The 14,420-nt window shown below is 39.0% G+C and carries 15 protein-coding genes; 14 read left to right on the top strand and 1 reads right to left on the bottom strand.

The window, feature by feature from the left end; translation table 11 throughout:
• Nucleotides 1–115 precede the first annotated feature (115 nt).
• The 12 genes from AC3WSO_RS22585 (at nt 116) to AC3WSO_RS22530 (ending at nt 8,326) form a co-directional block, all read left to right on the top strand.
• Nucleotides 116–1,177 carry a YeeE/YedE thiosulfate transporter family protein gene (locus AC3WSO_RS22585; protein WP_492533816.1) on the top strand — a complete coding sequence of 354 codons (1,062 nt, stop codon included), beginning with the start codon at nt 116–118 and terminating at the stop codon, nt 1,175–1,177.
• Between the two features lie 17 nt (nt 1,178–1,194).
• Nucleotides 1,195–1,419, top strand: a complete 225-nt coding sequence (locus AC3WSO_RS22580) for a sulfurtransferase TusA family protein (protein WP_492533814.1) — start codon at nt 1,195–1,197, stop codon at nt 1,417–1,419.
• Between the two features lie 254 nt (nt 1,420–1,673).
• A complete protein-coding gene (locus AC3WSO_RS22575; RefSeq protein ID WP_492533812.1) occupies nt 1,674–1,934 on the top strand; it encodes a metal-sensitive transcriptional regulator in 261 nt (86 codons plus the stop codon).
• A 43-nt stretch (nt 1,935–1,977) separates the two neighbouring features.
• Entirely contained in the window at nt 1,978–2,319 is a 342-nt protein-coding gene (locus tag AC3WSO_RS22570) for a rhodanese-like domain-containing protein (protein ID WP_492533811.1), read from the top strand.
• A gap of 12 nt (nt 2,320–2,331) precedes the next feature.
• Complete coding sequence (locus AC3WSO_RS22565) at nt 2,332–2,631, top strand: rhodanese-like domain-containing protein (RefSeq protein ID WP_492533809.1); 300 nt, start codon at nt 2,332–2,334, stop codon at nt 2,629–2,631.
• A 61-nt stretch (nt 2,632–2,692) separates the two neighbouring features.
• On the top strand, nt 2,693–3,247 hold the full coding sequence (locus tag AC3WSO_RS22560; RefSeq protein WP_492533807.1) for a sulfurtransferase TusA family protein: 555 nt from the start codon (nt 2,693–2,695) through the stop codon (nt 3,245–3,247).
• A 12-nt stretch (nt 3,248–3,259) separates the two neighbouring features.
• The gene (locus AC3WSO_RS22555) at nt 3,260–3,655 is read left to right on the top strand and encodes a DsrE/DsrF/DrsH-like family protein (protein WP_492533806.1); all 396 of its coding nucleotides are present in this window, start codon (nt 3,260–3,262) and stop codon (nt 3,653–3,655) included.
• A gap of 88 nt (nt 3,656–3,743) precedes the next feature.
• Entirely contained in the window at nt 3,744–4,871 is a 1,128-nt protein-coding gene (locus tag AC3WSO_RS22550) for an MBL fold metallo-hydrolase (protein WP_492533804.1), read from the top strand.
• Between the two features lie 409 nt (nt 4,872–5,280).
• Nucleotides 5,281–5,508, top strand: coding sequence for a sulfurtransferase TusA family protein (locus tag AC3WSO_RS22545; protein WP_492533802.1), 228 nt, complete (start codon nt 5,281–5,283; stop codon nt 5,506–5,508).
• Nucleotides 5,509–5,612: 104 nt separating this feature from the next.
• On the top strand, nt 5,613–6,389 hold the full coding sequence (locus tag AC3WSO_RS22540; RefSeq protein WP_197143828.1) for a sulfite exporter TauE/SafE family protein: 777 nt from the start codon (nt 5,613–5,615) through the stop codon (nt 6,387–6,389).
• 13 nt (nt 6,390–6,402) lie between these two features.
• A complete protein-coding gene (locus AC3WSO_RS22535) occupies nt 6,403–7,107 on the top strand; it encodes a DsbA family oxidoreductase (RefSeq protein WP_492533799.1) in 705 nt (234 codons plus the stop codon).
• Nucleotides 7,108–7,381: 274 nt separating this feature from the next.
• Nucleotides 7,382–8,326 (top strand): c-type cytochrome, encoded by a 945-nt coding sequence (locus tag AC3WSO_RS22530; RefSeq protein WP_492533797.1) that lies wholly within the window; start codon nt 7,382–7,384, stop codon nt 8,324–8,326.
• A 40-nt stretch (nt 8,327–8,366) separates the two neighbouring features.
• On the opposite strand, the gene AC3WSO_RS22525 is transcribed toward AC3WSO_RS22530, so the two are convergent.
• Nucleotides 8,367–10,061 (bottom strand): FAD-dependent oxidoreductase, encoded by a 1,695-nt coding sequence (locus tag AC3WSO_RS22525; RefSeq protein ID WP_492534465.1) that lies wholly within the window; start codon nt 10,059–10,061, stop codon nt 8,367–8,369.
• 458 nt (nt 10,062–10,519) lie between these two features.
• Here AC3WSO_RS22525 and AC3WSO_RS22520 point away from each other — a divergent pair, with 458 nt between their 5' ends.
• Together AC3WSO_RS22520 and AC3WSO_RS22515 are read left to right on the top strand one after the other, a co-directional pair.
• A complete protein-coding gene (locus AC3WSO_RS22520; RefSeq protein WP_492533796.1) occupies nt 10,520–12,508 on the top strand; it encodes an ABC1 kinase family protein in 1,989 nt (662 codons plus the stop codon).
• Nucleotides 12,509–12,888: 380 nt separating this feature from the next.
• Nucleotides 12,889–14,097, top strand: coding sequence for a C40 family peptidase (locus tag AC3WSO_RS22515; RefSeq protein WP_492533794.1), 1,209 nt, complete (start codon nt 12,889–12,891; stop codon nt 14,095–14,097).
• Nucleotides 14,098–14,420 lie beyond the last annotated feature (323 nt).

Below are 14,420 nucleotides of genomic sequence, written 5' to 3'. Positions count from 1 at the left end.
CGCAAATATGAAAAAAGTCATTGTATTTAAAATAGTAAAAAAAGTAATTGAATTCATAGTAAAACAAGTGGTATTATATCCTATAAGGATACTAAGGTATTGGAGGGAATGACGGATGGTTCAAATGGTTATTACAGGACTTATTTGCGGAGCTTTACTTGGATTTGTTATGCAACGTGGTCGCTTTTGCTTAACTGGCGGATTCCGCGATATGTATTTAACAAAAGATAACCGTATGTTTTACGCATTACTTATTGCAATAGCAATCCAAAGTGTGGGTGTATATACCTTAATTAGTTTAAAGGTATTTGAATTCAGTGCTGGTTCGCTACCAATCGTAGCTGTTATTGTTGGTTCGTTTATTTTTGGAATTGGCATTATTTTCGCAGGTGGTTGCGCGACAGGTACTTGGTATCGGGCAGGAGAAGGTTTACTTGGCAGCTGGATTGCATTAGCTGGTTATATGCTTGTAGCAGCAATGATGAAATCAGGCGTATTGTTGCCGTTGGATACAGCTATTAAAGAAACGAAAATTGAAAGTAATTCTATTGCCGAGACAATTGGCGTAAATAACTGGTTGATTATTACGATTTTTGTAGTAGTCGTTACATTTATCATTTACCGTGAGCTAAAGAAGCCACGAGTGAGAATCCCGGGGCTAAAGCCGAAAAAAACGGGATTAGCACATATCCTATTTGAAAAACGTTGGCATCCATTTATAACTGCAACAATTATTGGAGTGATTGCAACTTTAGCGTGGCCTTTAAGTGTTGCTACTGGACGCATAGGTGGGTTAGGCGTTACAACACCTTCTGCTAATATTTTGCAGTTTTTGGTGACTGGACAAATTAGCTTCATCAACTGGGGTGTTTTCCTAGTGCTAGGTATTTTCTTAGGATCATTATTCGCAGCAAAAATGAGTGGCGAATTTAGATTCCGTATTCCAGATACAAAAACGGCGATTAACAGCTTATGTGGTGGACTTATGATGGGGTTCGGCGCAGGTTTGGCAGGAGGTTGCTCAATTGGTAATGGATTGGTGATGACGGCGATGATGACTTGGCAAGGATGGATTTCATTAGGGTTTATGATTTTAGGTACATGGGCTGCATCTTACTTTGTGTTCGTTCGACCAAGTAAAAAAGCTAAGCAAGCTACAGAAATAATACCAGCATAAAAAAGGAGTGCTTTCATATGAAAAAAATATTAGAAGTTATGGGAATGGTTTGTCCATTTCCTTTAGTAGAGGCCAAAGAAGCGATCAACGGCTTAAATTCAGGCGATGAATTAGAAGTGCAATTTGATTGTACACAAGGTACAGAATCCATTCCTCGTTGGGCAGCTGAAGAAGGGCACGAGGTAACGGAGTATGAGCAAGTTGGTGATGCGGCTTGGACAATTACTATTAAAAAGAAATAGTTTAAAGTTCATATAGGCGAGAAATTCGATGATAGCATCGTCGGATTTCTCGCTTTTTTTTATGAAAAATTAAAGGGAGATGTAGATAACTACCTGAGATTAACGGGGTAAAACGTTGATACAGAAGGGGTATAACATGAAAATGACGTTTAAGAAAAAATTAGAGCTTTCATGTTGACAATATACCTAATGGGGTATATTATGAATCTCGTAAGCAAGTTCAATCAATCGTTTTGAAAGGAGGCGTGAACAGTATGGCCTACGATACAAAAACAGCTAATCGAGTAAAGCGAATAGAAGGTCAATTACGTGGTGTTTTACGCATGATGGAAGAAGAAAAAAACTGTAAAGATGTGATTACACAGCTATCTGCCGTACGTTCTGCGGTTGATCGAACTATCGGAGTAATCGTTAGTGAAAATTTATTGGAGTGTGTAACGACTGCTGAAGGGGATGCGGGGAAAATGAATAACGCCATCCGAGAAGCAATGGATTTAGTCGTTAAAAGTAGATAGATTTTATATACCCTTAATAGTATCAAGTTGGAGGCGATATTACTTGGAAACATGGATTATACTTGCTGTTGTTATAGCATTTTTCGTTTGGCGAATGAAGCCAACGAAAGGTGTGCAGTCAATTTCAGCGGCGCAATTGAAAAGTATTCTAAATGATAAGGATAAAGTTTTTGTTGATGTGCGTACACCAGCTGAATATAAGGGGCGGAATATTCCGCAGTTCAAAAATATTCCGCTCGGTTCTAGTTTTGACAAGTTACCGAAGGACAAAGAGATCGTTGTCATTTGCCAAAGTGGCATGCGTAGTAGTCAGGCATGTAAACAACTGAAGAAACAAGGATTTGAGCGTGTGACAAATGTCCGCGGAGGCATAAGTGCGTATTAGGAGGAGAATAGTATGAAGGAAATTTCAGTAATGGAAGTACAACAAGCTTTAGAACAAGGGCAGGTAATAAATTTAATCGACGTACGTGAAGTAGATGAAGTGGAGTCAGGACACATTCCCGGCATTATTCATATCCCACTTGGCTTACTTGAATTCCGTATGCATGAGCTAAATAAAAATGAACCATATGTTATGGTCTGTCGATCAGGTGGTCGTAGTGGTAGTGCTACTCAGTTTTTAGAAAGCCGAGGCTTCGATGTATCTAATATGGTTGGTGGCATGCTTGCTTGGAATGGTGAAGTAAAATTATAGGATGCACCCGCTATATTTTTTTGATAAAAATAATACCTATATAGGTATGAGGGAGGAAGTTATGAGTATTAAGGCAGATTTCCAGCTGGATGCCAAGGGACTTTCTTGTCCTATGCCAATCGTTAAAACGAAGAAGGCGATGGCTGATTTAGTAGATGGTCAAATTTTAGAAGTATCGGCAACAGATAAGGGTTCGAAGGCGGATATTGCTGCGTGGGCTGAATCTGTGGGTCATCAATATGTTGGGACAGTGGAAGAAGAAAGTGTGCTTAAACATTATATTCGGAAATGCTCAAACGACACGATGGATGAGCAAACTTTTGAACATACAATTGAGTTAAAAGAGGCAATGGCAAGAGAAGGGCTTATTCTCGATGTTCGTGAGGAGGCAGAGTTTACTTTTGGTCATATCGAGGGAGCGAAGTCAATTCCGATAGGCGAGCTAGAGGCACGCCTTTCTGAACTTGATAAAGAGCAAGAAATTTATGTCGTTTGTCGAACTGGGAAGCGCAGTGATTTAGCTGCACAAAAGATGGCTGCACATGGTTTTACAAAAGTATTTAACGTTCTACCGGGGATTACTTCCTGGACGGGACATTTAACAAAACATATTTAGGAGGAATTTATTATGTCAAATAAAGTAGCGATAATTGCAAGTAACGGTGGTCTTTTCGATGCGTATAAGGTGTTCAATATTGCAACGGCAGCGGCAGCTACAGAGAAAGAAGTGGCGATCTTCTTTACATTCGAAGGATTAAATTTAATTCATAAACAAGGAATGCATGCATTACCTATGCCTGCAGGAGCGGAGCATTTTGCAGAAGGGTTTGCAAAAGCTAATGTACCAGCAATTCCACAATTAGTGGAGATGGCGCAGGAATTAGGCGTTAAGTTGATCGCGTGTCAAATGACTATGGATGTAATGGATTTAACGACAGATGATTTTATTGAAGGCATTGAAGTTGGGGGAGCTGTGACGTTCTTAGAATTTGCAAAAGATGCAGCACCGTCATTAACGTTCTAATTAATATAAATAATTCACTATATAGGCGGAGAGGACAATCCTTTCCGCTAAAAAAACCAATAAAATAATACCGTAGGGGGTAATAGGAGTGTCGGTTTTAAAATGGAGTGCAGCAGAAGTAGCGAAAAAAGTAATTAATAATGAAGAATTATTTATTTTAGATGTTCGAAATGCGGATGCATTTGAAGATTGGAAAATTGATGGCCGTAAATTTGAATACCTTAATATTCCGTATTTTGAGCTACTAGATGGCGTTGAGGATATTTTACCGAAGATTCCAGCTAATAAAGATGTGTTAGTCGTTTGTGCGAAAGAAGGCTCATCACTGATGGTAGCTGAGATGTTATCAGAAACAGGTCGTACGGTGGCTTATTTAGCTGGTGGAATGAAAACGTGGAGTGAATATTTAGAACCGATTAAAGTTGGAGAATTAACGGGTGGTGGTGAGCTTTATCAATTTGTACGTTTAGGGAAGGGCTGTCTTTCTTATATGGTCATCTCTGAAGGTGAGGCGGCAATTATTGACGCTGTTCGTTTTACTGAAGCATTCACAAGCTTTGCGGAAGAGAAAAACGTAAACATTAAATATGTGTTCGATACACATTTGCATGCTGATCATATTTCTGGTGGACGTCATATAGCTGCAACTACTGGTGCTACGTATTATTTACCACCGAAAGATGCTGAAGAAGTTGTATTTGACTATACACCGTTACTAGATGGCACGGTAGTCCAAGTGGGCGCCTCTCGAATTGACGTAGGTGCGATTTATTCACCTGGTCATACAATCGGTTCAACGTCATTTGTTGTGGACAACAAGTATTTATTAACTGGTGATATTTTATTCATTGATTCAATTGGACGCCCTGATTTAGCGGGTCTTGCAGAAGATTGGGTTGGTGATTTGCGTGAAACACTTTACAAGCGATACAGAGAATTATCGGATGATCTAATTGTTTTACCAGCTCATTTTATGATGATTGATGAACTAAATGAAGACGGAACTGTAGCAAAACATCTTGGACAATTATTTGCTGAAAATCACGGCTTAAATATTAAAGATGAAGCGGAATTCCGAAGCGTTGTAACGGAGCATCTACCTCCGCAGCCAAATGCATATCAAGAAATTCGTCAAGTAAATATGGGTAAGATTACGCCAACGCAGGATGAGCAGGCAGAGATGGAAATCGGTCCAAATCGCTGCGCGGTTCGATAGTCTGTTTAACTTCTTTCAGCGGAAATTCCCACCTTTATAGGTGGTGAGATTATTATGGGTTTAAGTTACTTTTCAGTGGGTGTCCAAACATCTGTACCTGTCGCTATGCTTTCGGTACAAAAAACATCCGCTGAAATAGAGAAACTCAGGCTAAGAACGTCACATCTTGTGAAAACGCCTGAGTGACCGACATCGTGTCGGCCCTCACGCAGGCCTAAGCACAAAGCCGAAACCAGACGCAATTATGCCGGTGCATAATTGATAAGATGGTTAAATGTAATGAGTACGCATGCGTGGTTATAGCGTGTAAATACCGTGAAGCGAAGACGCTCATCTTCGTAAAGTCGTGAAAAAACAAAAAGAACCGGCAAAATCGCTTACAAGCTTAGCTGATTCAAAGGAGAAAAATATGAAATCAAATTTACAACTAGATGCAAAGGGCTTATCTTGCCCAATGCCTATAGTGAAAACAAAGAAAGCTATGGATACATTGACTTCGGGTGAAATTTTAGAGGTTCAAGTAACAGATAAGGGGGCTCTTACGGATATCCCTGCTTGGGCCAAAGCTGGCGGTCATACAATTTTAGACAAATCTGAAGACGCTGGTGTCATTACATTCTATATTCAAAAAGCTTAAAACTGGTGAGGGTTGTCTCTTCTATTAGAAGTTTAGAACAACCCTCCTTTCAATTGATATGACAATGCCATTAAGGCGCCAGTGACCAGAAAGAAGGAAAAAAGATGGATTTAGCATGGATTATTACAATATTTTTGATTGGCTTTGTAGGTTCATATGTATCGGGGATGCTAGGAATTGGCGGATCGATTATAAAATATCCAATGTTATTATATATACCGCCTTTACTTGGTTTTGCAGCATTTTCAGCACATGAGGTATCAGGGATTAGTGCGGTGCAAGTGTTTTTTGCCTCTATTGCTGGGGTGTGGGCATATCGTAAAGGTGGTTATTTAAATAAATCACTAATTATTTATATGGGTGGTGCCATATTAGCAGGAAGCTTCGTTGGTAGTTATGGCTCCCAATTTTTATCTGAAGCAGGGGTTAACGTCGTTTATGGTGTATTGGCGTTGATTGCTGCAGTGATGATGTTTATTCCTAAGAAACAAATTGACGATAAGCCGTTGGATGAGGTAACGTTCAATAAACCGATAGCGGCCATATTAGCATTCGTTGTTGGTATTGGTTCGGGAATCGTTGGGGCAGCTGGTGGCTTCTTGTTAGTACCTATAATGCTAGTAGTGCTAGGTATACCAACGCGTATGACAATCGCTACAAGCCTTGCTATTACTTTTATATCCTCAATAGGCGGGACGATTGGGAAGTTGATGACGGGACAAGTTGATTATTATCCTGCATTCATTATGATTGTAGCTAGTTTAATAGCGGCTCCACTAGGTGCAAAAGCAGGGAAAAAATTAAACACAAAAGTTTTACAATCTATTTTAGCGGTTCTTATTTTAGCAACTGCCATTAAAATTTGGATAGATATATTGTAGGAGGCTGTAGTAAATGAAAATTGAGATTTTCTCGGATTTTACATGTCCGTTCTGCTACATTGGCAAAAGAGAATTGGAACGCGCCATTGACTCGGCAGGTTATTTGGGGCAGGTAGAAATTGAATATAAAGCATATCAAATTGGGCCAGATACACCTAAGAAAGATGCACCAACTGTATATGAAGGTATGGCTGAAAAATTTGACTCCACGATAGAAGAAGTGAAGGAAATGACTAAGGGTATAGCAATGCGAGCCGAAGAGGTTGGATTGCATTACAATTTTGAAGATATGAAAACAGCGCATACTGGAAAAGCTCATCGACTAGCAAAATGGACACGACAATTTGGTAAAGAGTCGGACTACACGGAAGAGCTTATGAATGGTCATTTTACGGAGGGAAAAGACTTAAACGATGATATGTTCTTGTTAAAAGTCATAGAAAATATAAACTTAGATGTTGAAATAGCAAAGGATATTCTGGCATCAACTGACTTCGGTGAAGCTTTAGACAGAGATCGATATGATGCTCAACAGCTAGGTGTACAGAGTGTTCCGTTCTTTGTTTTTGAAAATCGTTACGGTATTAAAGGTGCAGAGCCGAATGAAGTTTTCGTACGAACATTGCATCAGGCGGCGGAGATAACAGGTATTCAGCCGGTGCTAAAAATGGTAAGTGATGGTGAAGCTATTTGTGCTGATGGTGAATGTAAACTATAGTAGAACGTTAAAATGTCGGGTAAAATGCTGTGCTCGGCATTTTTATATTCATTCGGAAATGTTGAACTGCACGAAAGTGAAGCGTCAGCTACAAATTCAGGAAATAGTACATGCTGCAAGAGGTATTAAGTCTTGTTTAATGTGTTATAGAACAACGGATTTTATAATTTTATCCTCTAAATGATTCTATTTGCGTGAGGTGTGAGAAAAGTCACATCGAAAAAGATGCTATTTTGCTAAAATATAGGTGATTATACAAAGGGGGGTATTGTAGATGAAACCTATAGTAGCAGGAGTAGCGGGGACAGTGCTGTTAGCAGGCACACTTTTTGTAGGAGCAGCCATTAGCGACAAAATTTTAGGGGATGCAGAAAGCAAAGAAGCCGCTGTACAAACAAAAGTACCGACAACAGCAGCTGCTCAGTCAGTTGTCTATGCGCCACCAAGTATTGAAGAAGTACCGGATGGACCTATGAAGGAAGCAATATTATATGGTTATGAACTTGTCAATAATACACATGTTGCTGCAGAAGAATATGTTGGGAATCAATTGTCTTGCACAAGCTGTCATGCGGGGGCGGGTTACGATGAGCAAGTTTCGTCACTAGTAGGTGTTATGGCGGATTATCCCCAATATATCGCGCGCTCTGGTGATATTGTAACGATAGAGGAGCGTATTAATGGTTGCATGGTTCGCAGTATGAACGGTAAGAAATTTGACATGAATAGCAAAGAGTTAGAAGCGATGGTCTCGTACTTCTCTTATATTTCAGAAGGTGTACCTATCGGGGCAGAGCGTGAATGGGTAGGTACAAGTAATATGAAGGACATTCCAATACCGGATGTTAAGAACGGTGAGGAAGTGTATGCTCAGTCTTGTATCGCGTGTCACGCGGCAGATGGCTCAGGTAATGGTGCTAATACAGGTCCGGCATTATGGGGTGAAAAATCATTCAATGACGGAGCGGGTATGGCAAGAATTTCAAAAATGGCTGGCTACATCCAACATAATATGCCAGTCGGAGCAGCTGGTACTTTGACAGATCAAGATGCCGCTGATTTAGCAGCCTTTATTTTATCGCAGGATCGACCTGAATGGGGAAATCATAATAAAGATTGGCCAAAAGGCGGACGTCCAAATGATATTATGAATAAAGAAAAACGGGAACAAGTTAAAAATGGCACAATAAATTGGGAGAAAGTACTTTCTACTAATTAAATTGAAAGGGATGCTGCTAACTAGCGGCATCCCTTTCGTGTTATTTAAAATTGTAGGCCGTGACAATTTTATCTCGGTTAGTTGTTACATCTGTGAAATATTCATGCAAGCAAATACCGAGGAAGGAGCCAGCGACATTAAAGACATTTGAGAAACCGTTGTTCTGGAGGGTCATTACAGCATTGTAGCTTCGCTGGCCAGATCGGCAATGTACGTAAACTGATCTATCTTGTGGAATCTCATCCAAACGTTCGCGGAGCTCACTTAACGGAATATTATGCGCATGAATGAGATGACCATTCTCAAATTCATTTCTTTCGCGGACATCTAAGAAATAGGCGTTATTTTCAACGAGATCTCTAACTTCATCAACTTTTACTTGTTTATAATGACCGTATAACTGGTTTTGAGCAACGAGTGCAGCTAAATTAACAACGTCGCGTGCGGTGCTAAACATTGGAGAATATGATAGCTCTAGCTCTTTTAAGTCTTCTAATGTGCCATTCATAGTTATCATAGTTGCAATAACGTCAATGCGTTTGTCGGCATTGCCTTTTCCAATCGCTTGCGCACCGAGAATCTTCCCAGTCGGCACTTCGTAAACAAGTTTAAAATGAAGCGGGTTACTATTTGGCATCAAACCAACTTTGTCTGGTGCAATCAAATACACGCTTTTTGCTTGGAAGCCATGTGCGAGAGCTGTTTTTTCATTTAAGCCTGTTGTGGCACACGTGTAATCAAAAATTTGTACGCTTGAAGAGCCGATAACCCCTTTGTTTTGTTGAGATATATTGTACATATGATTAGCTGCTGCTCGTGCTTGTCGTTGCGCTGGACCTGCTAATGCCAGGCGAGTTTGTTTATGAGTTAGCTGATGGAATACTTCTATAGCATCGCCCACAGCGTATATAGAAGGATCAGATGTTGCGTAATTAGCATCAACTTGAATGCCGCCAAGTTCACCTATTGCCAGTCCGGCTTCTTTCGCTAAAGAGGTTTCAGGACGAACGCCGATAGCTAATACAACAGCCTGTGCTTTCAATTGTTTACCGGAATTCAATTCTACATAATCTGCCGTAACCTTAGCTAGGCCGTCATTGACGATGACATTAATTCCTTTATCCATCATTTCTTTGTGTAATATTTGTGCCATATCATAATCAAATGGCGTCATGATTTGTTGACTAAACTCAACGAGTGAGACATTAAAACCGGCAAGTCGTAAATTTTCTGCAACCTCCACGCCTATAAATCCGCCACCGATAACGGCGATATCTTGTATGTCATCGCTTTGAATATAACGGTTTAAACGGTCAATATCCACGACATTACGAACGGTAAAAACGTGTGAAGAATGAACGCCGTCCAAGTTTGGAACAATTGGACTCGCGCCAGGAGATAACACTAATGTATCGTAGCTTTCTTCGTACTCAGTGTCAGTAGTTAAATCCTTTACAGTAATGCTTTTATCTTTTCGATTAATATGTAAAACTTCTTGATTAACACGTGCTTCAATCTTGTATTTTGTTTGAAAGGCTTGTGGTGTCATTAAGATTAATTTGTCGCTGTTATCAACGATTCCGCTAAGATGGAATGGTAAAGAGCAATTTGAAAATGAAACATTCGGTCCTTTTTCAAACATTATAATCTCAGCCTGTTCATCGAGGCGACGAATACGCGCGGCAGTCGAGGCACCGCCTGCGACACCACCGACAACTAAAAATTTTTTACTCATGTGTAAGCACATCCTTTTCTTGTAATATACATAACGGGGTATGTTGTGGATAAATAAAGGCTTTTCTTATGTTGATAATGAATAAATCTGTGGATAAATATTGCTTTAAGTGGATTATATACCCAGTTGGGTATTTTATCAACAAAAATTAATGAGTAAAAATCATTGTACGTGGATAAATACTAAAGAAGTAAACAAATAGACAAAATCTTGGGGATAAACTTAGTAAAAGAAATTAAGAAACCGGATTTGCTTACCACTAAAAGTTGGGGATAACAATAAAATATGATGGTTTTAACTGATCTTCGCTACGTGCTACTCGACTCCCGCGGGAAGGTGAGTAGCACGTAGCGAAAATCAGAGCCTTCTAAGGGCGGGAAGTGACACCTGCGTTATGATGATGAGCATTACATTTGTTATACTAGTAGTATTAGGAAGTAGTATCGGAGGTGACGCTATTGATTTTTTTGAAATTTTTAATCCAAATCATTGTTGTATCAGGACTTATTTATTTTGTCAGTGGCCGATTAATTGGTTCAAACATTAATTTCATACGTAGGGTTCTTTCTGTAGTCATTAGTGTGACACTAACGTCCTTCGTTTATTGGTATACCTATTTACGTCATACAGATTTTTTATACGAACCAATGATGCAAACAGTGACAGAGGTCAGCACACTTATTTGGATTGGTAGCATGCTACTAATTTCGATGTTGCTCTATCTCGTTTTTGAGCTTTTCGATCCAAGTGGTATGAGGGCTACAGATCATCGTAATGGGCAAAAAAATTTATTCATGCGCCTTCGAAGCTACTGGCGACAACAAAAACGCTTGCGACATGTATTGAAAATAGCAGTGACAAATGGCGTTGTTCAAACGATTAAATACGCAAGACAACGTGAAAATGAAAAAGAGCTTGCCATTGCTTTAAGAGTAACTTTGGAGCAATGTGGTGGGATATTTATTAAATTTGGTCAAGTACTTTCTACTCGTAAGGAACTATTTTCGCCTATCTTTATTGCTGAGTTAGAGAGGCTACAAGATAGTGTGAAGCCTCTACCACCAGAACAGGTAACACAAATTTTAGAAGATTCACTTCCGAAGCCTATGAATGAAATATTTGCAAACTTTCAAATGGAGCCTATTGCGGCGGCATCCATTGGACAAGTCCATAAGGCGCGATTGAAAAATTTTGATGAAGTCGTGGTAAAGTTACTGCGTCCAGAAGTGAAGGGGATTATGCGAGACGACCTCGACATTTTGGAGGAATTCGCTAATTGGCTTTCGTACAAGTCTACATGGGCTGAGTCACTTGGTTTTCGAGATCTTGCAAAAGGATTTGCAGATGGATTACGCGAGGAAATCCATTTAGATATTGAGGCTCGCAATACATTACAGGTGACAAAGGCACTTGCCAAAAGCGATTATAAGGTGCGGATCCCTAAAATCTATACAGAATATTGTAATGAAAATATTATTGTCATGGAATATGTACGAGGAAAAAGTGTTGCAAATGCTACAGCTGAATTTAACCGATCTGAAAGTGATCGGAAGCAGTTTGCACGGACTGTTTTATATTCCTTCTTTGAGCAGATGCTTCTTTCTGGTATATTCCATGCAGATCCACATCCGGGGAATATTCATATTGATGAGACGGATGGCACACCGATACTGCTTGATTTTGGAGCGGTTGGCCGTTTGGGAGCTACACAACAAGAGGGCTTAAAGCTATTTTTAATGGGAATTCAGCTAAATGATGCAAGTGTTTTATACGATGGCTTAACACTATTGGTTGAAAATTCGGGCCATGCAGACCGTGGAAAGATGGAGCAAGCCATAGATCAAATTCTTTTGAAAATCTCTTACGTGGATCGAATTCCAACAGAGGAATTGATACATGCGTTATTTACAGTTGTTCGTGATTTTGGTCTTGCTTTCTATCCTGTAGTAGGCTTAGCACTGCGTTCCTTAGTAACACTGGATGGCACACTACGGGTAATTGACCCAAGCTTTGCTATTTTTACGGAAGCCAAAGATTTTTCATCCGCATATATGCGGGCATCCTTCCTGAGGCCATTTAAAGAACCGATGGCAACAAAGGAACATTTACAAGAAGAATTATCCATGCTTATTCCGACATTACGCAAAATGCCAAGACGAGTTGACCAGCTTATTCAACGGGTAGAAAGTGGGAAAATTATCTTACATCACGATGTTTTTTCAGATGCGGATAATGCTCGTTTTATTACCAATCTGTTTTCCCGTTTCGTCTTGCTTCTCGTTGGTATTACCTTTGGCATTATTTCTGTAGCACTTTTAGCCATTTCACAATTTATTCATGACACGTATGCGATCTATTTAAATACAGCAGCATACTTAGGATTATTTCTATGTGCCATTCTGTTAGTGCGGCTTTCCATCCAAGCGCTTCGTTCCATGAAGCAATAGAAGCGCAACTCGGAGAGAAATCAGTCTTTGTTTATGGTTACACATTATTTGTAGGTAGGGGAAAATGTTCCCTTACCTTTTTTTATGTTAAAAATGTTTTCTAGAAATATTACAAAAACATTACAAAACAGATAGCAGGACTAATGGTAAAGTAGTTAAAAACGTTGATATGTAGAATAAAACGTGATTTTGTAGAATTTATCGGGATTTACGTAAATGTTACAAGAATGTTGCGAGTTTTACTAAACCATTAAAAAGGCGAGAAATAGTATAAAAGTTATGCTAATAGTGCTAAACTTTAAAAGGCTAATAAAATATAAGAATAAATAAAAGAAATCGTTCCAATGATGACATTAAAATTCTACGAACGAAATTGACTAGTGAAGGGAAAGAATAACGTGGGAAAGCGCAATAAATGGCGTAAGTCGATGGTGCTAGCATTAGCACTAGCGGGCGGCTTATTATTTAATACAGTTCAACCGACTCAAGTGCACGCTGAAGAAACATCTCAACAAATGATTGATAAGAAAGCTAAAATAGATACAGAGGTTAAAAAGCTACAAGAAGAGCTAAAAAACCTACAAAAAGAGATCGATGAAAAAGTAAAAGTTTTTAACAAAGTACAGGCAGACATTAAAGAAGTTGATGGAAATATTGTAGATACTAAAAAACGTATTGAGCAACGTTCAGCGATTTTAAGTGACCGTATGGCTGCTTACCAAGCTCAAGATAATACTGTAGGTATTTATTTAAATGCTGTTCTTGAATCAAAAAGCTTTGCGGATTTAATGGACCGTGTCGTAGCGGTAAAAACATTAATGGATGCTGACCAAGAATTAGTAGATCAACAAGAAGCAGATAAGGCTAGCTTAGAGAAACAAAAAGCAACATTAGATGAAAAACAAAAAGAGCTTCAAAAGCAATTCCAAGAGCTTCAAGAGAAGGAAAGCGAAATGGAAGTAAAAAAAGCTGAAAATGAAGCGAAATCTCTTGCATTAAAAGCACAAATTGCAACGAAACAAGAAGAAGAGCGTTTAGAAGCAGAACGTAAAGCAGCAGAGGAAGAGGCAGCTCGTTTACGTGCACTTCAAGCAGCTACTCCAGTTGTACAAGCAACAAACAACAATGCAAACACTAACACTAACGATAATGGCAATAGCAATGCTAATAATAGTAGCAAAGCTAACAATGAAAAATCATCACAAAAAGTGGTTGTTGGTTCAGGAGCAGGCACTGCATCTTCAGGTGATGCTATTTCAGTTGCGAAACAATTCCTAGGTCGTAGCTATGTTTGGGGCGGTAGTAACCCATCAACAGGATTTGACTGTTCAGGTCTTGTACAATGGTCTTACAAACAAGCGGGCGTAAATTTACCACGTACAGCATCACAACAATATTTAACAACACAACGTATTTCAGCAAGTGAAGCACGTGTAGGTGATCTAGTATTCTTCAGCTATGGTTCAGGTATAGCGCATGTAGGTATTTACTTAGGAAACAACACAATGATTGATGCTCAAAATAAAGGTGTTGTCATTGAATCACTTGATTGGTGGAATCAATATTTAGTAGGCTTCGGTCGTATTTAATAAGCCGTACTATATAGACGATTTAAATAGCGAAAAGGTTATCTTTGTAAAAGAAATTACAAGGATAACCTTTTTTATTATTTGACGGTACTGGAAATTATCAACTGTTTAAACTATAGTTAAGATTCTACGATTAAACCTATTGGGCAAACGCATAATGTTATTCATTAATTTAGGCTCGACTACTTGGTCAATAATGAATAAAATAACTTTTGTAATGAATAAATTTACATAAGTAGATATATTTACAACTATAGCCCCAGTCATAAAAATGATAATACAGCCGAAAAAAGAATTAGCACCAATTTTTCGTTATTGCGTAT

The organism is Lysinibacillus sp. EB106-09-02-XG168 (assembly GCF_058791475.1).
Note: the sequence above shows the minus strand (reverse complement) of the source record. Positions and strands in the feature narration are given on the sequence as shown.

What these genes read in the sequence shown, in the direction of transcription:
- AC3WSO_RS22585 (WP_492533816.1), top strand. Translation starts at nt 116, where the DNA reads ATGGTTCAAATGGTTATTACAGGACTTATTTGCGGAGCTTTACTTGGA.
- AC3WSO_RS22580 (WP_492533814.1), top strand. Translation starts at nt 1,195, where the DNA reads ATGAAAAAAATATTAGAAGTTATGGGAATGGTTTGTCCATTTCCTTTA.
- AC3WSO_RS22575 (WP_492533812.1), top strand. Translation starts at nt 1,674, where the DNA reads ATGGCCTACGATACAAAAACAGCTAATCGAGTAAAGCGAATAGAAGGT.
- AC3WSO_RS22565 (WP_492533809.1), top strand. Translation starts at nt 2,332, where the DNA reads ATGAAGGAAATTTCAGTAATGGAAGTACAACAAGCTTTAGAACAAGGG.
- AC3WSO_RS22560 (WP_492533807.1), top strand. Translation starts at nt 2,693, where the DNA reads ATGAGTATTAAGGCAGATTTCCAGCTGGATGCCAAGGGACTTTCTTGT.
- AC3WSO_RS22555 (WP_492533806.1), top strand. Translation starts at nt 3,260, where the DNA reads ATGTCAAATAAAGTAGCGATAATTGCAAGTAACGGTGGTCTTTTCGAT.
- AC3WSO_RS22545 (WP_492533802.1), top strand. Translation starts at nt 5,281, where the DNA reads ATGAAATCAAATTTACAACTAGATGCAAAGGGCTTATCTTGCCCAATG.
- AC3WSO_RS22540 (WP_197143828.1), top strand. Translation starts at nt 5,613, where the DNA reads ATGGATTTAGCATGGATTATTACAATATTTTTGATTGGCTTTGTAGGT.
- AC3WSO_RS22535 (WP_492533799.1), top strand. Translation starts at nt 6,403, where the DNA reads ATGAAAATTGAGATTTTCTCGGATTTTACATGTCCGTTCTGCTACATT.
- AC3WSO_RS22530 (WP_492533797.1), top strand. Translation starts at nt 7,382, where the DNA reads ATGAAACCTATAGTAGCAGGAGTAGCGGGGACAGTGCTGTTAGCAGGC.
- AC3WSO_RS22525 (WP_492534465.1), bottom strand. Translation starts at nt 10,061, where the DNA reads ATGAGTAAAAAATTTTTAGTTGTCGGTGGTGTCGCAGGCGGTGCCTCG.